Annotated in this window: 28 protein-coding genes and 1 pseudogene; 5 read left to right on the top strand and 24 right to left on the bottom strand. The window is 56.1% G+C overall.

Translation table 11 applies throughout. From position 1 onward, the window contains the following. Positions 1-489, top strand: a 489-nt coding sequence (locus tag M5G17_RS24980) for a DUF2252 family protein (RefSeq protein WP_273895531.1), incomplete at its 5' end; no start/stop codon positions are given. 117 nt (positions 490-606) lie between these two features. Here M5G17_RS24980 and M5G17_RS24975 read toward each other — a convergent pair. The 9 genes from M5G17_RS24975 to M5G17_RS24935 all read right to left on the bottom strand — a co-directional run bounded on the left by M5G17_RS24975 (position 607) and on the right by M5G17_RS24935 (position 8,824). Further along, entirely contained in the window at positions 607-2,178 is a 1,572-nt protein-coding gene (locus M5G17_RS24975) for an SNIPE associated domain-containing protein (RefSeq protein WP_273895530.1), read from the bottom strand. 353 nt (positions 2,179-2,531) lie between these two features. Next, positions 2,532-2,738, bottom strand: a complete 207-nt coding sequence (locus tag M5G17_RS24970) for a hypothetical protein (protein WP_273895529.1) — start codon at positions 2,736-2,738, stop codon at positions 2,532-2,534. Positions 2,739-3,068: 330 nt separating this feature from the next. Next, positions 3,069-3,296 carry a hypothetical protein gene (locus M5G17_RS24965; RefSeq protein WP_273895528.1) on the bottom strand — a complete coding sequence of 76 codons (228 nt, stop codon included), beginning with the start codon at positions 3,294-3,296 and terminating at the stop codon, positions 3,069-3,071. Continuing rightward, a complete protein-coding gene (locus M5G17_RS24960; RefSeq protein WP_273895527.1) occupies positions 3,274-5,106 on the bottom strand; it encodes a long-chain-acyl-CoA synthetase in 1,833 nt (610 codons plus the stop codon). Before M5G17_RS24960 ends, M5G17_RS24965 begins: the two co-directional genes overlap by 23 nt. A gap of 136 nt (positions 5,107-5,242) precedes the next feature. Then, on the bottom strand, positions 5,243-5,938 hold the full coding sequence (locus tag M5G17_RS24955) for an iron-containing redox enzyme family protein (protein WP_273895526.1): 696 nt from the start codon (positions 5,936-5,938) through the stop codon (positions 5,243-5,245). A gap of 36 nt (positions 5,939-5,974) precedes the next feature. Further along, positions 5,975-6,373, bottom strand: coding sequence for a nuclear transport factor 2 family protein (locus tag M5G17_RS24950; RefSeq protein ID WP_130264105.1), 399 nt, complete (start codon positions 6,371-6,373; stop codon positions 5,975-5,977). 38 nt (positions 6,374-6,411) lie between these two features. After that, positions 6,412-7,188 carry an N-acyl amino acid synthase FeeM domain-containing protein gene (locus tag M5G17_RS24945; RefSeq protein ID WP_273895525.1) on the bottom strand — a complete coding sequence of 259 codons (777 nt, stop codon included), beginning with the start codon at positions 7,186-7,188 and terminating at the stop codon, positions 6,412-6,414. A 189-nt stretch (positions 7,189-7,377) separates the two neighbouring features. Then, positions 7,378-7,824: an HIT family protein gene (locus tag M5G17_RS24940; RefSeq protein ID WP_273895524.1), complete on the bottom strand. Its 447-nt coding sequence runs from the start codon at positions 7,822-7,824 to the stop codon at positions 7,378-7,380. A 583-nt stretch (positions 7,825-8,407) separates the two neighbouring features. Further along, on the bottom strand, positions 8,408-8,824 hold the full coding sequence (locus M5G17_RS24935) for a hypothetical protein (RefSeq protein WP_273895523.1): 417 nt from the start codon (positions 8,822-8,824) through the stop codon (positions 8,408-8,410). Positions 8,825-8,902: 78 nt separating this feature from the next. Between M5G17_RS24935 and M5G17_RS27755 the strand changes: the two genes are divergently transcribed. The 3 genes and pseudogenes from M5G17_RS27755 to M5G17_RS24925 all read left to right on the top strand — a co-directional run bounded on the left by M5G17_RS27755 (position 8,903) and on the right by M5G17_RS24925 (position 9,348). Next, positions 8,903-9,055: a phage tail tip fiber protein gene (locus M5G17_RS27755; protein ID WP_420793617.1), complete on the top strand. Its 153-nt coding sequence runs from the start codon at positions 8,903-8,905 to the stop codon at positions 9,053-9,055. Then, a pseudogene (locus M5G17_RS24930) lies at positions 9,012-9,146 on the top strand (DUF2514 family protein); the annotation flags it as partial. The gene M5G17_RS27755 and the pseudogene M5G17_RS24930, both read left to right, overlap by 44 nt. A gap of 13 nt (positions 9,147-9,159) precedes the next feature. Next, the gene (locus M5G17_RS24925) at positions 9,160-9,348 is read left to right on the top strand and encodes a hypothetical protein (protein ID WP_273895536.1); all 189 of its coding nucleotides are present in this window, start codon (positions 9,160-9,162) and stop codon (positions 9,346-9,348) included. Positions 9,349-9,471: 123 nt separating this feature from the next. Here M5G17_RS24925 and M5G17_RS24920 read toward each other — a convergent pair whose 3' ends face one another. The 9 genes from M5G17_RS24920 to M5G17_RS24880 all read right to left on the bottom strand — a co-directional run bounded on the left by M5G17_RS24920 (position 9,472) and on the right by M5G17_RS24880 (position 17,132). Further along, positions 9,472-10,443, bottom strand: coding sequence for a fimbrial protein (locus M5G17_RS24920; protein WP_273895522.1), 972 nt, complete (start codon positions 10,441-10,443; stop codon positions 9,472-9,474). Between the two features lie 296 nt (positions 10,444-10,739). After that, positions 10,740-10,916: a DUF3606 domain-containing protein gene (locus tag M5G17_RS24915; protein WP_273895521.1), complete on the bottom strand. Its 177-nt coding sequence runs from the start codon at positions 10,914-10,916 to the stop codon at positions 10,740-10,742. Positions 10,917-11,281: 365 nt separating this feature from the next. Then, entirely contained in the window at positions 11,282-11,515 is a 234-nt protein-coding gene (locus M5G17_RS24910) for a hypothetical protein (RefSeq protein WP_273895520.1), read from the bottom strand. A 127-nt stretch (positions 11,516-11,642) separates the two neighbouring features. Continuing rightward, entirely contained in the window at positions 11,643-12,143 is a 501-nt protein-coding gene (locus tag M5G17_RS24905; RefSeq protein ID WP_273895519.1) for a hypothetical protein, read from the bottom strand. Between the two features lie 138 nt (positions 12,144-12,281). After that, complete coding sequence (locus M5G17_RS24900) at positions 12,282-13,376, bottom strand: hypothetical protein (RefSeq protein WP_273895518.1); 1,095 nt, start codon at positions 13,374-13,376, stop codon at positions 12,282-12,284. Beyond that, positions 13,376-14,752: a DUF4055 domain-containing protein gene (locus M5G17_RS24895; protein WP_273895517.1), complete on the bottom strand. Its 1,377-nt coding sequence runs from the start codon at positions 14,750-14,752 to the stop codon at positions 13,376-13,378. The genes M5G17_RS24900 and M5G17_RS24895 overlap by 1 nt, the downstream gene beginning before the upstream one ends. 2 nt (positions 14,753-14,754) lie before the next feature. Next, positions 14,755-16,029: a terminase large subunit domain-containing protein gene (locus M5G17_RS24890; protein ID WP_273895516.1), complete on the bottom strand. Its 1,275-nt coding sequence runs from the start codon at positions 16,027-16,029 to the stop codon at positions 14,755-14,757. Then, positions 16,016-16,477: a DUF2280 domain-containing protein gene (locus tag M5G17_RS24885; protein ID WP_273895515.1), complete on the bottom strand. Its 462-nt coding sequence runs from the start codon at positions 16,475-16,477 to the stop codon at positions 16,016-16,018. The genes M5G17_RS24890 and M5G17_RS24885 overlap by 14 nt, the downstream gene beginning before the upstream one ends. Before the next feature lie 31 nt (positions 16,478-16,508). Beyond that, complete coding sequence (locus M5G17_RS24880) at positions 16,509-17,132, bottom strand: putative metallopeptidase (protein WP_273895514.1); 624 nt, start codon at positions 17,130-17,132, stop codon at positions 16,509-16,511. Between the two features lie 73 nt (positions 17,133-17,205). Between M5G17_RS24880 and M5G17_RS24875 the strand changes: the two genes are divergently transcribed. Then, positions 17,206-17,418, top strand: coding sequence for a hypothetical protein (locus tag M5G17_RS24875; protein ID WP_273895513.1), 213 nt, complete (start codon positions 17,206-17,208; stop codon positions 17,416-17,418). A 33-nt stretch (positions 17,419-17,451) separates the two neighbouring features. Here M5G17_RS24875 and M5G17_RS24870 read toward each other — a convergent pair whose 3' ends face one another. From M5G17_RS24870 to M5G17_RS24840, 6 genes are all read right to left on the bottom strand, one after another. Beyond that, entirely contained in the window at positions 17,452-17,706 is a 255-nt protein-coding gene (locus tag M5G17_RS24870) for a hypothetical protein (RefSeq protein WP_273895512.1), read from the bottom strand. A 10-nt stretch (positions 17,707-17,716) separates the two neighbouring features. Further along, positions 17,717-17,947 carry an Acb2/Tad1 domain-containing protein gene (locus M5G17_RS24865; protein WP_273895511.1) on the bottom strand — a complete coding sequence of 77 codons (231 nt, stop codon included), beginning with the start codon at positions 17,945-17,947 and terminating at the stop codon, positions 17,717-17,719. Positions 17,948-18,008: 61 nt separating this feature from the next. Next, positions 18,009-18,344 (bottom strand): phage holin, lambda family, encoded by a 336-nt coding sequence (locus tag M5G17_RS24860; protein ID WP_273895510.1) that lies wholly within the window; start codon positions 18,342-18,344, stop codon positions 18,009-18,011. 179 nt (positions 18,345-18,523) lie between these two features. Next, positions 18,524-19,165, bottom strand: coding sequence for a hypothetical protein (locus M5G17_RS24855; RefSeq protein WP_273895509.1), 642 nt, complete (start codon positions 19,163-19,165; stop codon positions 18,524-18,526). Positions 19,166-19,587: 422 nt separating this feature from the next. Next, positions 19,588-19,917 carry a 3-methyladenine DNA glycosylase gene (locus M5G17_RS24845; protein WP_273895508.1) on the bottom strand — a complete coding sequence of 110 codons (330 nt, stop codon included), beginning with the start codon at positions 19,915-19,917 and terminating at the stop codon, positions 19,588-19,590. Positions 19,918-20,064: 147 nt separating this feature from the next. Further along, positions 20,065-20,907 carry a putidacin L1 family lectin-like bacteriocin gene (locus M5G17_RS24840; protein WP_273895507.1) on the bottom strand — a complete coding sequence of 281 codons (843 nt, stop codon included), beginning with the start codon at positions 20,905-20,907 and terminating at the stop codon, positions 20,065-20,067. Positions 20,908-21,214 lie beyond the last annotated feature (307 nt).

The following is a 21,214-nucleotide window of genomic DNA, read 5'->3' as shown; positions in this document are numbered from 1 at the left end:
GGTACATTGACACGCACCGTTTCCGAGGAAAACCACCCACTGATTTTACAGTTTAAAGAGTCCTGTCGTTCCGTACTCGAACCTTACGCAGGCAAGAGTCAATTCAAGAATCAAGGCCAACGGGTAGTCATGGGACAGCGCCTGATGCAATCGTCCAGCGACATCTTCCTGGGCTGGACGCGGGGCCGGGCCGGATATGACTTTTTCGTGAGACAGTTACGCGACATGAAAATGTCAGTACCGCTTGAACATATCAATGCCGTGCAGCTGGAGCGCTATGCGGACTTTTGCGGCCTGACCCTGGCACGCGCTCACGCCAAGTCTGGCGACGCGGCAACGATCGCAGGCTACCTGGGAAAGGGCGACGCCTTCGACGAAGCACTGGGCGATTTTGCCCTGCGCTATGCCGACCAGACGGAGCACGACCACGAGCAACTGCTCAAGGCGGTGAACTCAGGTCAGGTGAAAGTGCTTACAGAAGAGGAGTGAGTGGCTACTCATCGTTTATGGGGAAGAGGCCTGGGACGATGTGTGGACGCTCAACCACCGCGCCCTCGAACCTGACCTGTCTGTGTTGCAACAGTGTCCAACCTGCCCCAAGAGAACCTAAGCCGAAGCCAAAGCCTCCTCTTCGGACAGCTCGATGGCTTCTTCCACTTCAAGCTGATGGCGCGTCCACTCTGCGGCAATGGCAGGGTTTTCGATGATCTGCTGCTCGATGCGCTGCGTCTCTTTGAATTCAAGCGCCTTGGCACTCATTGTCCATTGCGTTTCGACACCCAGCTCTTCGAGCTCGGCCCGGATGGCAGGCAAGCCAATGCGAAAGAACTCCTTGCGTGGGTTGACCTTATTGACCTGCTCTCGCAGGAAGTGACGGTGAAGCTGTTTCTCAAGCCCAGGTGCGTCGTCACTAAAGATCATTGCGTGTACATCAAACTCGAACGGAACGCTTGCATCCCCTAGCTCACGCACCCGATCCAGTGGTTCCAGGCGTCGCGTCATGCCGATTTTGAACACCTGCTCACCGAATGAACCGATGTTGGAAATGACATAGACATGTCCAGCGCGAGTCTGCTGAGCCATGGACAGCGCACGTTGGTTCTTGTCTTCAGCGGCCTGCAGCTGCTCCTGAAGTAATGCCAGCCGGGCCTCGAACTCGGCTCGCTCGGCGGCACTGGCAGCCGCCACTTGCTCCTGGGCTTTCTCAAGCGCCTTACGCAAGGTGGCTTCTTCTTTGGCAGCCTCTTTGATCGCCCGCTCATACTCCCGGCGAGCTTTCTCTTCCTCACGGATTTGCTCGCGCAGTTGACGCTGTTCTTCACGCTCCTGGTCTTTGAGCAGTTTTGCGGTCACGGCCCAGCGCAACTCTTCCAGTCGGGAAACCAGATACTCTTCATTGATTCGAGCGTTACGGAAAGGAGCCCCGTTCAGGTTGACCAGAGCGGCGGCATCACGAATCTCTTGCTCAAGCTTGCCGTGATTGTCGGACTTGGAGCGGGAAAGGATTGAGTCGACCTTGCCATTGAAAGCGTCCACCACGAACCGCACGGCGGTGTCACGTCGATTCGTTTCAACGTAATCACACGCTGCCGCCCTTCCCGCCTTGACCATGAAACGCGTGAAGTCTCGAGCCGCTTTGAGTTTCTGGCCGGCCTCAGTGAAGCCAAACTCCTCTGCGAGGTCATCCAAGAGGTTGTAGGTCGGAACGATGTACGCGTCGCCGTACCCTTCCACAACGTTCTTCATGGCCTGGGCGGCATCGGCGTAATGTTTGGCTTTGCCCATTGCCGCCAAAGCATCTCCGGCGACCTGCTCAGCACGCGTCTGGGCATCGGCAATAATCTTGGCGGCATCTGCAACGGCCTGCTGCAGGCGGTCTTCGGCCTGGTTAACTTTCGCCTGGGCCTGCTGCAAAAGGCGGTTCCGTTCAGATCTGGCTTCACCCAGGATACGCGCAGCTTCAGTCTCCGCATCCAAGATGTCCTTGAAGCGCTCCAGCTCTTTCAGTTCTCGATCTAATTGTTGCCGAAGGGAGACCACCTCCTCTTCACTACTCTTCAACTCGTTCTGCCTGGACCCCAGCTCCATTCTCAGCTGACTGATCAGTCCCTTTGCCTTGAGGCTTTGCACCAGAAACACACAGGCGGTTATGCCTGCGATTAATGCCAGAAACTCCATGAGCAGCTATCCATGCCTATGACAAAACGTGGATCGTACATTGCCGTAATAGCCATCAGCCATGATTTTTGGCTCATTCATCTTCGGACAGTTCGCGACTCAAGCATGGGAGTACATTAGTACTCCGCCGTCTTTTATGTATGTCGACAGCATTCAGCGCCCAGAGCATTGCGTTGCGCCGTTCGCGCTCGACGATAGCCTGGACTCGATGAGAGCGCCTTGCTGATTAGATTAGAGAATCCGGGGCGATTCAGACCTTGGGATCTCCAGCAACTACCCGGTAATGGGCTTGTGATTTACTCCTGAAAACAAAAAGCCCACTCGAAAGTGGGCTCTATGCATGCAAGCGCTCGTCAGTTTGTCTGAATGCCTTTTATGAGCTGAAGACGCATCGGGTAGCCTTGGGCTGGCTGTATGACAGTTTCAGTTTCAACGGTCTGCACCACTTTCCCCTCTGCATCCTTGGTGACGGCAATCGTCTTGCTGTAAGTGCTTTGAACAACGCAGCCGCTCATGACAGAGCTGGTTGCGATGAGTGTCAGAAAAAGTAGATGTTTCATATAGACCCCGATCCTTGTCAAATTTCGGCGCAAAATGTAGCAACATGCCACCATCCAGAACAGATATTTTTCGAGATCGATGCGCTAGATTTTCTTTATGTGTTCAGTCGCGGAAAGTCATGGTGCATCCTTCCCCCCAGGAGGAGGATGCATTTTGCAAGGACGTTTCCATGGTTCAGCCCGAACGATGCAGTGAATTCGAGCCGAGTTCCAAGCGTCGCAAGAGTCGAATCGAAAGCTTGGCGCTCGCGATCAACAACCCAAGATTCTCGAATGGGGCCCTCTCAGCCGCGCAGCGCGACGTTGATATGCCTAAACAGCTTCGAAAAATCACTCTGCATAGATGCGAAGCTGTTCCACTTCATCAACAGCAAGCAAACCTTTCGCCTCTTCGTAGCGACGCAATGCCTCAAAGAACACTGCCAGGCGCGAAGCGCTATAACGGGGATACCAGGAAGCGTAAGGCTGCTCCCCTTGAGTGAGCAGCATTACGCATTTTTTCGGCGTTGTGGTTTGACGCTCGCGCAGTTGCCCTTCAGTAGCGGAACTTGCCGCCATGAATGTCCTGCAGCACCTGCTCAGTCACGCGCACATAGGTTTCGGTACCCGGTAGCCAAGCGTAGACCGGGTCTTCGCCGGTTTGGCTGGGGTCGAAGGCTTCGGTCCTTAGTTTGGTTTTCTGGTATTTGAACGTGCCGGTGGTTTCCATGCAGGTCCTGATGCGCAGGAACATCGGCACCGCGTAGTGGGGCATCTGGCGTTTGACGAAGCGCAGCAGGTCGCAAAAATCCAGTTGTTCCAGCGGAGCCGATGGGGTGATGGCCGCCATCCCGGCGCGACCGTTGGTGTTCTTGATTTCCACACCGTAGGCCACGGCTTCGGCGATGTGGGGATGTTGCACCATGATGTTTTCGACTTCGGTGGTGGAGACGTTTTCGCCTTTCCAGCGGAAGGTGTCCCCTAGGCGGTCGACGAATTGGGCGTGGCCAAAGCCGATATCGCGAATCAGGTCACCGCTGTTGAAGTAACGATCGCCCTTTTCAAAAACGTCGTACAGCACCACCTTTTTGCTCTTCTCCGGATCGGTGTAACCGTCGAATGGGGAATCGTCGTCGATCTTGGCCAGCAACAAGCCTTGGCCACCCTTGCCGACTTTCTGCATGAAACCGTTCGCGTTGCGCCGCGGCTCGCCGGTGTCGTGTTCGTACTCCACCAGCGACCAGGCATTGATGGCAAAGCCAATGGTGTTTTCGAAGTTGAGGATGTTGGTAAAGCCGATGTTGCCGTCACTGGCGGCATAAAACTCGCAGACCCGTTCGATGTTGAAGCGTCTCTTGAAGTCGTTCCACACGCCCGGGCGCAGGCCGTTGCCAATCATTTTCACCACCGGGTTGTCGCCATCGTTGCCGGCGGGCGGCTGGTCGATCAGGTAGCGACACAATTCACCGACGTAGCAAATGGTGGTGGCCTTGAATTTGCGAGTGTCATTCCAGAACTGACTGGCACTGAATTTGCGGCGGATGGCGAAACCCGAGGCGCCGGCCAATGCCGAGCCCCAAGTCACGCACAGCCCGGTGCCGTGATAGAGCGGCAAGGTGCAATAGACGATGTCATCGGGGCGCATATCCAGGGCGATCATGCCAAAGCTACCGTAGACTTTCATCCAGCGCCCGTGCTTGAACACCCCGGCCTTGGGCAAACCGGTGGTGCCGGAGGTGTAAATGTAGAAGCAGGCGTCGTCCAGGTAGACCTGCTGGGTGGTCGCCGGATTGACAGCAGAATGCGCTTCGCTGGCGCGGGTCAGGTTGATGTAACCCTCGGGGGCGACGCCGGCATCGAGAGTGGTGTCGGTGTCGGCCAGGAAGAACGTGCTCAGCTCATCGATGGCAACCTCGTTACGCACCGCGTCAAAGGATGGCACCAACTCTTCGCCGACGATAATCGCCGAGGGATTGACCAGGCTCAAGCTGTGGATCAGGACGTTGTTGGTCTGCGAGGTGTTGAGCATGGCGCAGATACCGCCGATCTTGCTGACCGCCAGCACGCTGACCAGCAATTCCGGGCGATTTTCAATAAATATGCCGACCACATCGCCTTTTTTCAGGCCACGGGCAAGCAGGTAGTGGGCGAAACGGTTGGCCCACTGGTTGACCTGTTCATAACTGAAACGATTGTCCTTGTAGAGCAACGCCGGCCCGTGGGGGTTGCGCGCAACCGCCTGTTCGAAGGCCCACCCTAGGCCGCAGGGCTGATCGACCTTGAGCTTGGAAGTTTTGATTCCCCTGACGAGCCGAGGAATGGCCCGGGCGATCAAGGGGATTTTGCGCAGCATCATGCCCCAGGTAATCATGTCGCTATTGCTACTCATGTCACCTCCTCGTGAATTGACCGTGGCAGCCAGGCGGTTGGACAAGCGCCAGACCGACCGATCGTTTTATTGATGTGCACGCCATGTAAAAAAGTCCTCGCGCAGCGGGGTGCGCGAGGACGCCTGTTGCCAAGCCTCAGAACTCGTCGGCGACCGACTCGAGGATCTTGCCCATCAAGTAAACCGTGGTGCGTGCGACTTGCTTGACCGCCTCTTTTTCTTCATCGGTCACGACCCAGCGGTCGATCGCTGCGTTGACTTGCTCGGAGTGTTTCTCGTCGATGATCGCGTGGGCGACAAAGAAGGTAAGTTGTTGGTCGGTCAGCTTGAGATGGTTCTTGCAGACATCCATCAATGGCTCGAGGTGCTCGTAGCAGTCCTCGGCCCAGAAGCTGTAGCCCAGCCGTGGAATGATGCCGCGGCACACAGAGACGAAATCCAGGTAGCCGTAGAACGCCTCTGTGGCCGGCAACATCGGTTTATCGAACTCGGACTTGTCGACGCCAATGGCGATCAGGTCGTTGTACGCCATGTTTTCATGACCCAGTTCTTCCAGCGCATGCTTCATCGCAAAACGCAGCAGGCCGACCTTTTTATGGTCCTGGTTCCAGCACGCCACCGCCTGGTTGATCGCGTTGTTTTTGGTGTAGTGATACACCTGAACAATCGACTTGATGTAGAGGTCACGCTGCAACTCTGGGCGTTTCATCATCTGGAAAAAGCGGCCGGCCTTGATCTTTTCCCATTCGGCATCACAGACGGCTTTCAGCTCTTTGCGAAACGCGGTCACTTCAGTCATTTCACTCTCTTCCTTGGCGGATTGATAAATCATTCATGACACTTTTTATAATTTCAGGCAAACACGGACTTACAGGCGCAGTACAGACTTAATGATATAGATGAACTTGGAGAAGAACCCCAGGCCTTCGATAGTGTCCCAGTGCTCCATCAGCACACCGTTTTCCACACGGTAGATATCGATCACTTTGTAATTCACGGTGAAGAACCTGTGCTTGGCCCAGTGCTTGGCATACAGGAACACATAATCGCCTTCGGCGCATACCCGTTCAATGCTGGCACCCGACTCGGGGAATGTTTTGAAGAACTGCGTAAAATAGGTCTTGAAGCCTTCACGGCGCGGTGGAATAAATACGTTGTTGTGCTGCACATAATCTTTGGCAATCAACGTATCGGCGACCGCCAGTTCCCGCTGAACAAACATGCGTTCGTAAAACTCGATGACCACTTCTTTGTTCCTGGCTTCCATCTTGGATCAACCTCAATGTTGTCGTTGTTTTTGGATGTTCATCCCGCCAGTGACTGCCTCGCAGTACGGGCGGCCAAGGTGTAGCGAATCAAGTCATCAATGTTCTTCAAGTCGGCAGGGCAGCTTTGCAGGCCGAAGAAGGGCGTGACCGACGGCATCAGATCGCCTTTGTACAGGGCGTAGTAGTGATCACCGCGGGCTTTGATCTGGAAGAAGATACCGTCCTGATCAAAGACGAAGCTGTCGAACTTCGGCGCAAGCCGTGGTTTTACGTAAGTGATGAAGGTTTTGTAGCCGCCTTCCAGGGCAACCAGCGAGGCGCCGGTCATCGCCAATCCATTGACCACGTTCTTGACCGGGGAATGCTTGTCGACAATAAGCCGCGAGAGCTCGACGCACTCATTCTCGTAATTGGGCCCGGAGAACCGTACCAGTTGTTCATGGCTGATGAACTCGCCCGACTCGTGAGGGAAAGGCGTAATACGCTGGGTGCCGATTATTTCTCCATCATAATAAAAGGCAAACACGTAGGAACGCGGGTCGTAGTCATCCAGGCATACGGTGTCGTCGACCGCGTTACCAAACAACGTCTTGTAGTAAACCTTTCGCTGCCCGTACAACCGGCTGCGGGCACGAGACAGTTCGAGAAACTGCGCGGGCGTCACCACCTGCCTGACGTTAACCTTGTCAGACTGGCACAACTCTTGAAGTACTGAATCATAGAAACTGTAGATTGCCGAACCGGCTGAATCATCCTTTACCAACTGCATATTCGCCGAAGGCAAGGCAGCCTTATTACTTGCGAGTGACGGCATGAGAATTCCCTTCTTATTGTGATTTGTAGTGTTCAACTCAGCCCAGCGCACAACCTAAGTTTCCACAGTACAATACATGGCTTCGCCTCCTTGCGTAGATACCTACAAGTTGATCATTAGCTGACTGCGCACAGCAAGGCACGCACCCCGCTTATCGCGGGCGTGCCTTTAAACCAAAGCGACTTGCAGTTAAACCGGTGGCAGCGAGGTCAAGGCGCGACGGATCTGCTCTGCGCGCTCGCCCAGCACTTGGGGCGTAGCGAGTGGAAGGTCCGCATGACCCAGGTTGAAACCGTCACCGACAAAGCGGGCCAGTACATGCAGGTGGGCGTGGCCCACGGTCTGCCCGGCCACCGCGCCATCGCACAGCAACAGGTTGATACCTTCGCAGGGGTGTTCATTGAGGCTCAAGCCGCTTTCACGCAGGGCGGCCGCCACCCGTTGACCCACACGCATCATGTGGCCACAGGTTTGAGGAGGGATATCACCCAGGCCGCTTGCGTGGGCCTTGGGAATGACCAGGACATGGCCAGGAGTAATCGGCTGGATAGAGAGAAAGGCCAGGCATTGCTCGTCTTCGTAGACAACGGCAGCCGGTGATTCTTTCTTGGCGATTGAACAGAAAATGCAGTTCACGATTAGCTCCCTTTATTGTAGTAGGTGCAAACCCGGTGGAGGCATGAAGATCCGGTTTGCTACAGCCTGCATTCCATTAGCAGTTGACCGCATAGCTTGAGGGTGAAGTTACCCTTGGCATTTCACACCTGTACACGGGAGTTTTGAAATTTTTTGTATCTTAACTCTAGAAAGTAGCTAATAGATTGATTTAAATGAGTTTTCCTAATGTTAATTTTTGTATCTGTGCTTTGTCAGGCTGTGTGGCCGGTGTTGTTGGCTTGTAGGAGGGATATTTAAGGATTACCGTCCAAAGCCCTCAAGGCCGAGGACGGTGAAGCGATCAAAGACCCGGCTTCCGGTGGATCGCAAGGTTGCTGCGCTTGAGTGAACAGCATTGCGGCCTGTGCCGGGTATTTTCGATCGCTCGCCAGCTTCAGTTACACATCGGACAGCACCGAGGGAACACCAGCTCGGTCAATGCGATAGTGGGCTTGGTCATCGTGGTGTCCTTGGTGAGTGTTAGGTCTTCGCAAACTCAACGTTAGCCAAGAACCACGATGACCATCCTCTTTCGCCCACAGGGCGCCTTCGGCTGGTTCAGTTACAGCACTTCCTGGGACACGATCCGTTTTCGCTGGTCAATCGCAATGGCAACACCTGCCAATACAATGGCAAGGGCGTAAGCAAACAGCCCCAAATTCATACCCAGGATCATCTTTTCAGAGCCGTCAGAAAGAACCATCGACCCGCCGTAACCATCCCGCAACCAGTAAGCCATCAAGAATCCGCCGGTCACAAAAATGGTGAGAAGGCTCGCAAGCCGGAGATTATTCTTGCCCCAGACAAGCCAGGTACTAAATGCTCCAAGCGCGGTGTTGGTAAACAGCTGCCAGACCTCATGAAGCCGTGCGTGTGGCTCCCACGCCTGGTTGAAGACATGAGTCTCGTTGACTTCTAAAATCGGTACGACCACCGCATAAAAGACGATTCCAACCGTCACCAACAGCTTCGCAAACATCAGCAACCTCCTTGCTCGTGATTTAGGCGTTACCTGCCCTTCCAGGAACTGTAGCGCGGACCTGGTAGCCCATCCAGTGTGGGTGGGAAGCCAGTTGCTTACCAGACCCGACACCTCTCGGTGAACGGGATTAACGGCACGTTGTCCTCGCCGTTCGTTATCCAGGGCGGGCAAGTGTTCATCAACCACCCGCACCGCCATGGTGCTTTCCGACCTGCTCACACGGGCTGACGCTCGAGCGGGAGAGCTGGCGAAAGCGTATGACCGAGCCCGACTAGCTGGGCTGGCGTGTGAGGCGCCCTATACTGCTCTGATCAAATAGCCGGAGCAGTGGCGTGAGGAAGACCATTGCGGGAATGATCCAGCAGGCCATCGATGCGCAACCGTGCTACCAGGTGGCCCGGGACGCCGGCCAGCCAGCAGAGGAGGTTGAGCGTCTGAGGCTGCAGGCCGAGTCGCTTTATCAGGCTGTCACCGAGTATCAGTTACGTGCGCTGGGCGGCGAAAGCGCAACACGCCACTAATCAGGCCTGATCAGTTCGCCCCCCCCCCCCCCCGGTTGCGCACATTTCCCACTGCAGTGCTCTCCCAAAATCATTCGAATACATCAGATGCAGTGGGGGAAAATCAGACGTCCCTACAATGCCTCACAGGTAATTCACGATAAAGGTCACCTCGGTGTTAGCGCTGCCCGCCCGGAGTTCTTCAGTGCCTAGACGGTAGTAGGCTGCAGATAGCGGGATCTTGAAGTTGAGGCCGGTCGTGGTGAACGCGTCGAACGGGTAGGTGGTATCGAGTGCGATTGGCTGGCCGAGAGCATTCATCAATTGCAGGCCGATACCTTTGGCGGTGGACCGTGCGTTGAGCGCAACAATGCCATTCGGACCGTCGATGACAGGGGTGTTGGCCTTGAGCGAATAGGTCACTTTTTTGATGCCGGTCTGGCATTGATTCAAGGCAATGTCGAAACGCACCGTGCGCGGCGTGGCGCCCGCTTCGCGAAATTCCTGGAGTTGATAGTCGTCACCCATGGCTACGGGGACGGCAGGCGTCTGGCAGGAGGCAGCATTCACTATCAGAGCATTGGCCAGGTTGAACTTATTCAGAATCAGCTCGCCTGATTGCAGGTTGCCCAGATTACCGGCAGCAATATTGACTTGCGATGCCAATGGGCCTGACTTGATGATTTCCAGGCGGACCGTACCGGATGGAACAGCATAGCTTTTGGGGGCGATCGAAAATAAAGAAGGCTCATATCGACTTAATATGTCCATCCAGATACGGAACGAGAGCCCCGTTTTACCTAAGGGGAAGGTCGTTACGTTACTGGGCGGGGTGCCCAGCGCTGGATTTACTGCTACACCATACAGCGAGTTATACTTGCACGACCAATAGTACCATGTCGATTGCTGCACGGTGTCCTGGTAGACCACTGTACCATCCGGCGTGTCGGCGGGGATTGTCAGGCCACCACTGGCCAGGCCCGAGCCGAAGTTGAGGGTTTGAGTGGTGGTGGAAGTGTTGAATGTGCAATTCGCCCCCATCGCGTCCGACACGCAGGCCAGCAATGTTGTCACGACAATGCCGAGCAGGGGATTCTGTAGAGTCAAATGCTTCATGAAGAGGGCTACAGGGCGGAAAGAGCGTTGCAGCTTAATCAATCAAAGTATCAATGGACATCAGGCGATTCTGAAAGCTCAAATGGTACATGCTATCGCAGCAACCCTTTAAGACCACGTAGATACTGGCTTTCAGGAAGCGTGCGTCCAACCTGGCTGGAATGCGCCGAGCGCTATGATCGAGCGCACACCTTGACTAGCTTAGGGTGACGAGCTGTAGGGGGAGGGGGTGTGTTCAGTCGGCAGAACGCCGGAAGAGTGGTGGGATCTGTGGCTATTCGCCAAGGCCCCGAGTATTACTTGCCGAGCTTTTTCCGCACGTCCACTACCATTGGGCCAACAGCTTTGACAGCTGCAATCAGCTGGTCCTTAGTCACCCCAAATGTGGTAGACCAGTATGTTAGCTCCCATGCCTCAGAGGTATTCACGCGGTTGCGGTCCTGAGGGCCGCGCTTGCTCAAATCATCAGCCATATCAACATCCTTTTTGTGGCTCCTGGCCAATCCAGGCGATATCAATATAGTTGACGTCAGCGTTGTCGCCACCACGCGACATGGGGTTTCAAGGCACGGAAATCAGTTCCAAAACTCAAAGCACGTACCGTGGCAGAATGCGGCCTGTAGGCGGGCGGTAGCTCGAAAGTTTTGGAACTAAAATGTGACGTAAAGGTGCAGCGGGCGGGGTTCTTCGTATCGGTCTTGAAAACCGTCGATGGGCAACTATCCTAGAGTTGGAATCTCTACGCTTCCGCCACCTTCAAAGCCCTGATTAGTCAGGGCTTTTTGCGTTTGAGGCCTGATTGCTTCCGCATCCTTTTCATCGTTTCCGCAAAGGAGCTTCAGGCCTTCGAGGCGTCAGCCAAAAAAGCAAACGCCGTATTGAAAGTTGAAGGGATGACAATCAGAGACGTGGCTAGTCGCCCTTCGCCTTTGGTACATCGGTAAGCGTCCGGCGAACTCACCTTCCGAACTCCAGCATTAAGGGCGATGGTGTCTTTACCGTCATCGTGCACATAGACGGGCTTGCCATCCTGAACAACAACATGGCCTTGGTCGTCGAGCTTCAGTTTCATATCGGTCTCCGGGCATCCGCCCATCGCAGGCCATCCGGCCCCAGTTGCGCCCCGTCCATCCGAACCGCAGGCATAAAAAAACCCCGGCAATGCCGAGGTCTTTGTTTGGATTGCTTGTAGCAAACTGTCAGGTAGCTGAGGAACCGAGAGTAACCATGGTCGAATGCCAAATTGCCCCGTCTACTTCGTTAATGATGTGCTGTATACGCTTGACCAGGCGCCCGCCTTTAGATGGCGTCTCGCCGGGAAATCTAGCTTGCGGCGCGCTAAAAAAATCGCCGACTGCGATTGGGCTAAATGGCGATTCCGAGCTCATCGTATGAACGGAACAACCAGACTCCTCGTCGATAAGCTCCAACGAATAGAAAGGCTTACGTTTCTTTCCGAAACCCAGCTTTATCAATGGCGCGCTAGTCTTCCCAGACGCGTCAATTTCTACATCACTTGTAGGCAAAATCATCCATTGGGGTTTCCCAAATGTCTGCGGATAACCTATCCCCTCCGGCTCATGCCACCTACACGCTGTAGACAGATTGTCTTGCCCTTCCCAGTGCCCCTGAGCAATCGCAAATTCACCATCATTGAATAAGATGGTTTTCACTTTGAACTTACCTGTGCTACCGATCATATGCGAACCTCTAAACAAACTTTCGTTTTCTGGTCATGCCCAGCCGATCTATCCACATATGTAGTGGCCTTTCGACATGAGCGCTCGCATTAAGCCGCAAAACTTGTGGGTGATCAACCTCTCTAGATGGTTGCTGTATTACGCGTTTTCCGACGTGATCAGCACCCGCTCATGCAGCTCCTCCAACGTAAGGAGTTTGCCCTTGTCGTTGTAGAAGGCTTCCAGCTTCAGGCCACCCTCGCGCATTAACTGCCCTCGCGTCGGCCCGAGAATCTCGTCCTGGCGCGCTGCTGGCTGCCGACGCAACCAGTCCGCGTATGTGGTCGACTGCGGAACCTGCCCATCCATGCTGGCCCGCGTCGCGCTGTCGCTGAAGCCGAGCTTCGCGGCGCTCTTGAGGATCGGCAGCTTGGTCGAACGACAACAGAAGTGAATGCGCCCCGGTCCGGCCAGCCACGGGATCTTGTGCCCGATCGGCTTGTAGGTGCCCAAGGTGTACGGCAGGCGGTCCCTGATGCGGCAATCGGACGACGTGCGCGTGTCCAGGGTGCTGAGCCATTCAACATGGCTGATGATGTCTCTGTTGGCCTCGTAGGCGGCGTCACTGGCCGTTTCAGCGGTGTGCGATATGGCGGACCTGACGACCGCCTCAACCTCGCGTCTGGGCTTCTGCAGGATGCCGTCGGCATAGTTCTGTGCCCGAGTACCCATGACGGTGCGGACGATATCGGCAGTCGTGCGCCCCTCGACCACGCCGGCGCGGACCGCATCGCGAACTGCAGCAGCGCGGTTCGCCTCGATGCCGGCCACCCACTCCCTGAGCAAGCGCCCCTGGAATTGCCTGGCCTGGGCAATCGCTCTGACCTGGCTGAACACTGGCGCAGCGACCGGGAAAGCGTCCTGCACCACCGCAGGCAGAACTGCTCGCAGCGCACCCTGCTGGAAAGCGAGCTCGTAGCTGATCAAGCTATCGGTGGCCTGGTCCAGCGCCTGCCGGATCTCGACGAGCGTGGCTTGGTTAAGGCGCAGTACGTCAGCCAGCGCCCTATCTACTGCCGGCGCCGATAGATCAGCACCGAGATTATCGATAGCCTCAATGAGCGCAGCCCGCAGCTCGGCATCCTTGCTGTTCAGGATCTTGATGATCGCCCTGACCTGGCCATTGCTCAGCCGGGAAAGGTCCACCTCGTGCCCGATCAGCTCATTCAACAGCCTTTCGTTGGCCGTCTTCATCACAGCGCACCAAGCGCAGGGCCTTGGGACTCGATCTTCTCAAGCTCTTCGTCCCAGTCGTATTCGTCACTGATCACGCCGCGGCGCTGCATCTCGGTGAATAGCGTCTCCTTGGAGATCATGCCGGCGTTCGCCATGGCCACCAGGGTCGGAAGTGACACTTCCGGCATATAGTCCACGTCGAAGTTACCGCGCATCTCCACCGCGCCACCCTCGCCGAGGCCACGATAGTCGGCCATGTACTGCAGCAGCTGCGCTAAGCAGTCGCCGAAGTGACTCGCCATGCGCGCCAGCGGCGAAAGCTCTTGTGCTGCCTCTTCCTCCGCCTGCGTGGCGGTCTTGGTGGCGGCCTTTTCGGGGGTCAGCAGCTTGGCCCCGGCCATGCGCATCTCGCCGATCAGGTCTTGCAGCGCTGTACGGCCAGCATCAACCGCCTGACCGGTGTGCTCGACATACTTGAGGTCGCCGGTGGCCGGCAGGTCGGTCAGCGCACCAGTGCCTACCTTGAACTCTGGCGGCACCGGAAGGCCTTGATCGTTGAAAGTCGGCTGCACGCCAATCCGGACCAGAATCGGTACCCGAATCACATGCAGGATGTTGTCCTGGTCGCTTTGGCTCTGCCAGTGCTTAACGTTGAGGTGAGCCAGCTCCAGCAGCGGCGGCTTGGCAGTCATGAAGCCAGTTCGCCCGGTGTAGAACGTCACCCAAGGGATGCTGGTCAGGCTGTTGGTGCCCTCGTCATGCAGCGCCCATGCACCGCCCTTCTCGGCACGGCGGTAGGTCCGCCACTTGCCTGGCTCCAACACTCGGACCTGCTCGACGCACTTGGCGCCGAAGTCGCCGTCCTCCTCCTCGACCACTTCGATATAGCGGATCATCGTGAGCACCCCGCCCTTGGAGCGCCAGCCCAGAACCTGCTCAGGCTTCACCAGGACAACGTAGGGACGCACACCGGCAGCCTGCTCATCTGCCTGGGTGCGAACACCCTCAGCAGGCGGGTGATCAACGAACGCATGGCACAGACCATGGTTCAGGCCTTCGCGGAAGAACTCCACCGACCAGGAATTGAGGTCATTGCCAGCGAAGTCGATATCCTTGGCCATCACCTGGATGGCCTCAGGCACATCGTCACCGACCTGCAGCGGCTCGGCGAACACCCGGGAGGTCATGTTGCCGACCGTCTCGGAATACGCCGGCAGCAGCGTCGAGAGGCGCAGACGCTCCTTGTAGGAGTCATCCTCGGCGGGGTATTGCGGTAACAGGGTCTTGCCCGCCGCGCGCATCGCCATCGTCCCTCCCATCAGCGGCGAGATCACGGCCCAGTAGGCGCGCATCGCGTCGACAGCGGGCAGCGTGATGCTCGGGTTATCGCTCATGGTCACATTCTCAGGGATTGGGTCGTCGTCATCGGTTTGGAAATCTGGAACAGGAACGCCAATGGGTAGCCGCCTGCGTCGTTCAGGTGGTCCACGCCGCTGGATTTATCCGGCATGCCGTTCTTGTCGTATGCCTGCTGTTCCAGGCCGTCGGTGAGGTGCGGGCACCTGTTCGTGTTGATCTTCAGTCGTCGTTCGCCCTGCCCATTTAGGATCAGGGCATTCACGGCGTTCACTCGGTCGGCAATGGCGGGGTTCGTGCTGTTCACGCGAATGGAGAAGCCTGCCTGCCGCAGGATGCTCAAGTCCGACTCGCTGGCATTCTTGCTGCTGGAGTTGGCACCCGAGGCATCCGGGAATATCTGGATCGGGTGACCCTTACTCGCGTATTGGCGTTTGAGCAGGTCAGCCATGTACGGCGTATCGCGCCCATCGGTGACTTCAGCCACCGCAATTGGCCAGCCGCCCCGGAGCACATACACCACGGCGCTCATCTTCAGCCGGTTAAAGTCCATGCCAATCAGCAGCGGCTCACGCTCACGTTCCACCTCGTTGCTGTGATTCAGCCTACGGTCAAAGTCGGGATAGACAGCGCCGGAGGTGAGGTTGACGAACTGGCCACGCAGGTAAGCTCTGATCAGCTGTGGCGGATAGGAGTCCTCCAAGGACGAGATGTAGTCATCCGGCAGATTCGCCTCATTGTCGTAGGTGCTGGCCTGGACCAGACCGTACAGCGTCTTCAGCTCTGGTCTCTCGCTGATCTGCTTTACGAATTGCTGGTAGGTGAATTTGAACCCTTCAGGTGTCGTGGCAACATCCACGCCATTCTTCAGGCCGTGCACCTTGTAGCGCATCCGCGCGATGATCTTCCGCCAGGCCTGTTCAGCCTTCAGCTTGGCCATTACGTCGAGCTCGTCGACCAGGGCGTGACCAATCTTGAAGCCGACGATGGTCGCGGGCTTCTCCATCGACCGGCAGATCACCGTGCTGCGGTATTGCCCGCCGCTGTAGAAGTCGACCTCTTTGTCCGACTCCTTAATCTTGATACGCAGCCCCCAGTCGAAGGCCACCTCTTCGATCGTTGGGAAGAAGATGTCCCGAATCTGCGGATACGTCGGGGCAAAGTAGCCGGCGTTGATGCGTGGCCACTCCCAGACGTGCTGGCAAAGCCCGGAGCAACCTACCCAGGTCTTCCCTGAGCCAAACCCAGCAACGAAGCCGCGGAACTTGTGAGGCATGGCGAGGAACTGCGCCTGGGGCACATTAAGCGTCGGCATCCCGCTTCCTCGCGTCGACCACCTCTACCCGGACGGAAGTTGGTGGTACTGAATTCAGTGAGTCGTCAACCTTGGCGGCCCGGTTGACGTAGATATCGCCAACCTCCTTGGCCGCCTGCTCCAGCACCTGGATGGCAAGTGGCAAGTTCTTCATGGTCTCAGCGCGCTCCGCAATCCGGCCCAGGGCGCGAAGTCGATAGGCACGGTTGGCGATCGGGATCTCTGCTGTCTCTTCGCGGAAGCGCTTGCGGGTGTCTTCGAACAGGGTCACCCAGCGCTTGGCCAGGCCGCGACTGCATGCCTTGGTTGGGTCGTGACTCTCCACCTGCTGGCGGGTCACCACCTGGCCGAATTCACTCTTGACGGCCTCCACCACCTGGGTAGGTGTGTCGAAGCATGCCAGGGCCTGCACAATGAAGCCCTTCACCTCGTTTGTCAGGGCTGCCATATGGTTTCATCCGTCTAGGGCCTGTCTAGAATCAGGCCGACCTCAGTAGACAGGTTCCGCAGGCCCTCGAAATGTTGATCTTGGCCACCTCAGGCGACCTGCTTGCAGCATCAATCAGCTGCTGAACGTCTTCCCCTGCCCCATAGCGGCGAACCACACCGACGAACTCTTCAACGTCGTGTCCGCGCATCTGTAGCTTGGGAAGACCTTCTTGGGTGAACTTGGGCGCGCCGTACTGATCGGTCGCCTGGGCGATGTGGTAGAGCTCGTGCTCGACCAGGGCGCAGAACTCCGCGTCGGTGCATTGGGCGCAATAGTCAGCGGCCAGGGTGATCAGGTAGTCCGGCACTTCGCCAAACCAGTCCAACATCTGTTGCTCTTGGCGAGCCTTCTGCCATCCACCTGCGCGAAACATCATCTGCTCGGCCTGGCCGAGAACAACCCGCCCCTGCTTGGCGAACCCCGTCGATGCCCACAGCACGCCGATGTTGGCGTCGATCAAGTGGGCATGCTCAGGGTTATGGATGCTACCGGCATCGGCAAGGATCTCGGCTTGGAGCCATTCCCACACTTCGGGAGCCGGTATCAGGCGAACACCGAAGTCGGATAGCTCCGACAGCTCAAGCAGTGACGATGGCGGGTACGGCCTGTCCATAGGTCACCTGGAGCTTGAAATGGTGGATGTTTGCCGGTATTGGTGAGTTTCAATTCAACGCAAGGAGCGCGACATGTCAGAAGCAATCAAAGCAATTACCACCCTTAGTAAGGGTACCTACCACAGCCTCCCGCCAGACGCACAAAGGGCATTTGCTGTTTCTGCTGCCTTAGAACTGATTGCAGAAAAGGTTTCAAATTCCCCAAACAATAACGAACAGCTCCCCTGGGAGATGGAAAGGCTATCCGGATACGTAAAACTAATACAAGACGCATTGAAAGTCTGATAAGTAGTAGTGCCGCACTCACCTGCGGCACACCTACCCTTCCCCGCCATCAAGCAACACATCAATCAGCTTCTGCTCACCCAGCCGCATGGCACCCAGGCATTGCAGGTCGTCGCACTTCGGACCAAGACCGAATACGGTCACCTCTCCCTTTGGAGCGATGATAGTCAGCGCGCCCACGGTGCATTCAGGATGCTCGCCAGCATCAAGGTCATCGGCGATCTTGCGCAGGGTCTTGGCGGCGTCACGCCAGTCTTCCCGCTTGAATTCAAGAACCTTGACGGCCATCTGCGCATCCTCAGGCGAACGGGTCAGCGGGCTTGGCGATCGAGCGCACAAACCACATGAAGCCCTGCTGCAGGTTGGTCTTGGCCAGGGCCAGAAGGCGCGGATCAACCCCCTCGATCCGGCCGATCTGCTTGAACAGCTCGCCGGCGTCCGCTTCCAAGGCCTTGATCGAGTTCATACCGTCGATCTCGCGTTGGCTCAGGTCGCGGTAGCCGGTAATCTTCTTGTGTTGGTTGTCCATGGCTCATTCCTCTGGTGATGTTCGCGCCACGAAACGGCACACCTTGAATTTGTGGAGCGGATTACGGCTCGGGATTACGCCCCGGCAACTTGAACCCAGTGAAGCGGTCGGCGTAGGCGCGGATCTTGTCTACGCCAAGCAAGCCGATCATCCCGCCAACGATCCCGGCGGCCGACTGGGGGATGCCCACCAGCTCAAGCCCGGAAAGCATCGCCAGGGTAATGCAACCGCACAGCAGGCTTTCGAGGAAGGCCGCCTTCTTGGTGCCTCCGCCGTAAATGATCCGCAGCGCTGAAATCGTCACGGCCAGGCCGGCCGCATAGAAAGCGGGTGCATGCTGACTGAGCCACGCAAGCGCTATGAGCCAGGTGTCTGGTTTGTCGGGCATATGTGCCATCTCGGTTCCTCCCCTTTAGGGAGCTTTGATAAAAAAGGCCTGCATTGGCCCGGAGCAGCTCAAAACACAATGCCCCGAGGATGTCGGGGCTATTGGGCATTGGCATCAGTCGTTCGGTCTTGCGCATCCTCTTTCACCTGGCGCGCACAATCTCCTGAAGCGACTGAACAGCACCGTGGTTAATTGGTAATGAGCATATCGATGGTGCTGGTGTCGCAGGAGTAGTTGGCCTTCTTGTCCAGAACCAGATAAATAGCGGACGATTTGGTGACGGGCACCTTGCTGACCGAGAATACAGCGCCATTACCTTTGTCCAAGCTGCCCGACTGAAGAACTGTGTCACCCGAGTTCAGAGACCAGGCCACACCATCGCCACAACTGCTGTGGATGCTGTTCACGCGACCGAGAATATTGACCGCGCCAGAAACTGGGCTCGACCAGCGAATGATTGTCTGGCTATTTTTCCCGGGGTGAAAAGCCACGTTGCCTGCCGGGATGGAAAAGCCGCCGTTCAAGGGATAGGTGTACTGCTTGAGATGCACCGATACGTGGGCTTGGGATGCGAGATCCTGCCAACATGTCACCGGCAGATCACTGCACGTGTCTGCCTTGAAATTCGGCAGCGCAATGTAGTTTTCTGCCTTGTTCACCCCAGATGAGTTCTGCATGAAAGCCCAAGCAAAACCTGCTGGGGAACTCTCCTTCGCCATAATCGTGTCCTTTGCCAGGTTCCAGGACATGGCGGTGTCCGCAAAGGCGTTTGTGCTGGCACCAAAGAGCGCCAACATACCTAGAAGTGATGCACTGAGAATTTTGTTCATTTGGTTTACCTATTGAGTCGAGTAATCGTAAGTGCAGATTTAGCTGCACCGATGTCGCTCAGAGGCGATCGCTCGAGGCTCGTGGCCTTCACATGATTCAACATCCCGCATCGGAAGCGATCTGGAGTTCGGGATATCCCCCGCAGGCGAGAGTTATTCTGCAACAACGGCCAAAGGAGGTCCGTTGTGGTTCCAACGAGTCTTTCAAGCCGGCAGCATAGCTATGTATGCTCGACACCCTTGAGCACGACTGGAATAAGAATAGCCCCAGCAGCACTCCCAGCTCGGAGCGAAGGGTGTGGTGGGGCCGAAAAAGAAAAAGCCCCGCAAGATGGCGAGGCCCTGAATAGGTGCGCGGCCTAAGCCACGCGGTATTGTTTGAAACTCTGCGTTTACGCAGAGCCCGATCTCTTCAGCGTGACTTAGGCAACTGTGCCGTCAGCGTTGAGATAGTCCCAAGTGACATTGATGTTGCGGTTGTAGTCATTGCCCAACAGAAGATAAACCCCCAACCCTGCCGGAACCATAAAAGGCTCGGTCCGACTCCTCGCAGTGAATGCAATGGTTTTGCTGTTATCGAAGGTATCCGCTGGCGGTGTCGCACTCACCACCACAGTGTAAGTGGCATTAAAATTCACGGTACGCAGAATCAACCCATGTACATTTTGTTCGGGGCCTACAAGCTTATGCGGGCCAAAAGCACCGTTAACGCTCACGCTTACAAATTTCTTGCCGATTGTCTGGATGTCCATTTTTTCACCTATTGAGTCGAATGAGTTGTCGCAGAGGATTCCGCTTTCTTGTCGCTCAAAGGCGATGCATTGGAGCTTGTGGCTCTCTCAGTTAGGTTGAAATATCACCTTGTATCACTAAGACAGCTAAAAATATTGCTTTAGTGATTACTGTTGTTTGGGCCAGGTGAAGATGTCCTTGGTCACCCAAACTCCATTGTCGACGTTGATAATCCGGATGTGTCGATAGGTTGGCTTGAACCCGAAACGCGCCCAGACCGGATTGTCGTTTACGATCGCTACGCCGCCGTTAGGTTGTAGTCGCAGGATGGCTCCTGGAAAGCCTGCAGTGTGAGACTGCCAAAGCGGAACGTTGTTCGCTCCATAGACGACGAAGTTCCCGTCAGCTTGGAAAACTGCACGTGTGGCGCCGCGGTTTTGGGTATTTGTCGACCACACAGCGTTGCCGCCTGGGCCGTATGCAGCAACGTTGCCATCCGCTTGAAATGCAATCTTGCTTGCGCCGGCTTGATAGACCTGGCCCTTCACAAGCTCAGTACCAACCGGGAAGACTACCGAATTGATTGAGCCTGGAACGAGCGGAATACCGCCAGTGCCATTCCAAACTGCAAGCGAATCGACTAAGACGATGTTGCCATCGTCCTGAAGGATCAAGTGGGTACGGTTCCACTGATCATTGTTGGTGAAGGTACTGTTCTGAGTCAGCCACACACGCATACGCACCCGGTCTTCCAAGAAAGCACCATACTGAACGTAAAACGCCGTAGGGTCCTTTCTGCGCAGACGAGTAGTCATGGTATAGGGCTGATTTTCGTTAGCCACCCAGATGGTGGCGCCGTTGTCTTGAATGACCAGATTGCCATCCACCTGCAGCAGCAGCTTGAAGCGGCCGTTTGGAGAAAGCAGAAACTGACCTGGAGTCATGTTTTGATAGGCAGGAAGAACCGAAGAACCGCTGCCAGTGAAAGGAACACGTGTACGAGCACCCATAATTTGTCACCTATTAAAGTCGAATGATTTGCGCGGCCTCTGCCGCATTCATGTCGCTCACAGGCGATAAATCGAGACTCGAGGTCTTTACATAATTCAAGATCGCACATCGGGAAGTGGTCTGGAACCCTGCGCACCCTCCCCACAGGCGAGAGTTATTCTGCGACAACGGCCAAAAGATGTCCGTTGTGGTTCAAGCGAGTCTTTCAAGCCGGCAGCATAGCTATATATTCTCGACACCATTGAGTACGACTGGAATTAGAACAGCCCCAGCAGCACGCCCAGCTTGGAGCGATGGGTGTGGCGG

The organism is Pseudomonas rubra (genome assembly GCF_028656935.1).
Classification (GTDB): Bacteria; Pseudomonadota; Gammaproteobacteria; order Pseudomonadales; family Pseudomonadaceae; genus Aquipseudomonas; species Aquipseudomonas rubra.
The sequence above is the reverse complement of the archived record's forward strand: the minus strand, read 5'-3'. Positions and strand labels throughout refer to the sequence as shown.

Bases quoted from the DNA above. Each gene is read 5' to 3' on its own strand.
- M5G17_RS24975 (WP_273895530.1), bottom strand. From the start codon at position 2,178: ATGGAGTTTCTGGCATTAATCGCAGGCATAACCGCCTGTGTGTTTCTG.
- M5G17_RS24970 (WP_273895529.1), bottom strand. From the start codon at position 2,738: ATGAAACATCTACTTTTTCTGACACTCATCGCAACCAGCTCTGTCATG.
- M5G17_RS24965 (WP_273895528.1), bottom strand. From the start codon at position 3,296: ATGGCGGCAAGTTCCGCTACTGAAGGGCAACTGCGCGAGCGTCAAACC.
- M5G17_RS24960 (WP_273895527.1), bottom strand. From the start codon at position 5,106: ATGAGTAGCAATAGCGACATGATTACCTGGGGCATGATGCTGCGCAAA.
- M5G17_RS24955 (WP_273895526.1), bottom strand. From the start codon at position 5,938: ATGATTTATCAATCCGCCAAGGAAGAGAGTGAAATGACTGAAGTGACC.
- M5G17_RS24950 (WP_130264105.1), bottom strand. From the start codon at position 6,373: ATGGAAGCCAGGAACAAAGAAGTGGTCATCGAGTTTTACGAACGCATG.
- M5G17_RS24945 (WP_273895525.1), bottom strand. From the start codon at position 7,188: ATGCCGTCACTCGCAAGTAATAAGGCTGCCTTGCCTTCGGCGAATATG.
- M5G17_RS24935 (WP_273895523.1), bottom strand. From the start codon at position 8,824: ATGTTTGCGAAGCTGTTGGTGACGGTTGGAATCGTCTTTTATGCGGTG.
- M5G17_RS24920 (WP_273895522.1), bottom strand. From the start codon at position 10,443: ATGAAGCATTTGACTCTACAGAATCCCCTGCTCGGCATTGTCGTGACA.
- M5G17_RS24915 (WP_273895521.1), bottom strand. From the start codon at position 10,916: ATGGCTGATGATTTGAGCAAGCGCGGCCCTCAGGACCGCAACCGCGTG.
- M5G17_RS24910 (WP_273895520.1), bottom strand. From the start codon at position 11,515: ATGAAACTGAAGCTCGACGACCAAGGCCATGTTGTTGTTCAGGATGGC.
- M5G17_RS24905 (WP_273895519.1), bottom strand. From the start codon at position 12,143: ATGATCGGTAGCACAGGTAAGTTCAAAGTGAAAACCATCTTATTCAAT.
- M5G17_RS24900 (WP_273895518.1), bottom strand. From the start codon at position 13,376: ATGAAGACGGCCAACGAAAGGCTGTTGAATGAGCTGATCGGGCACGAG.
- M5G17_RS24895 (WP_273895517.1), bottom strand. From the start codon at position 14,752: ATGAGCGATAACCCGAGCATCACGCTGCCCGCTGTCGACGCGATGCGC.
- M5G17_RS24890 (WP_273895516.1), bottom strand. From the start codon at position 16,029: ATGCCGACGCTTAATGTGCCCCAGGCGCAGTTCCTCGCCATGCCTCAC.
- M5G17_RS24885 (WP_273895515.1), bottom strand. From the start codon at position 16,477: ATGGCAGCCCTGACAAACGAGGTGAAGGGCTTCATTGTGCAGGCCCTG.
- M5G17_RS24880 (WP_273895514.1), bottom strand. From the start codon at position 17,132: ATGGACAGGCCGTACCCGCCATCGTCACTGCTTGAGCTGTCGGAGCTA.
- M5G17_RS24875 (WP_273895513.1), top strand. From the start codon at position 17,206: ATGTCAGAAGCAATCAAAGCAATTACCACCCTTAGTAAGGGTACCTAC.
- M5G17_RS24870 (WP_273895512.1), bottom strand. From the start codon at position 17,706: ATGGCCGTCAAGGTTCTTGAATTCAAGCGGGAAGACTGGCGTGACGCC.
- M5G17_RS24865 (WP_273895511.1), bottom strand. From the start codon at position 17,947: ATGGACAACCAACACAAGAAGATTACCGGCTACCGCGACCTGAGCCAA.
- M5G17_RS24860 (WP_273895510.1), bottom strand. From the start codon at position 18,344: ATGGCACATATGCCCGACAAACCAGACACCTGGCTCATAGCGCTTGCG.
- M5G17_RS24855 (WP_273895509.1), bottom strand. From the start codon at position 19,165: ATGAACAAAATTCTCAGTGCATCACTTCTAGGTATGTTGGCGCTCTTT.
- M5G17_RS24845 (WP_273895508.1), bottom strand. From the start codon at position 19,917: ATGGACATCCAGACAATCGGCAAGAAATTTGTAAGCGTGAGCGTTAAC.
- M5G17_RS24840 (WP_273895507.1), bottom strand. From the start codon at position 20,907: ATGGGTGCTCGTACACGTGTTCCTTTCACTGGCAGCGGTTCTTCGGTT.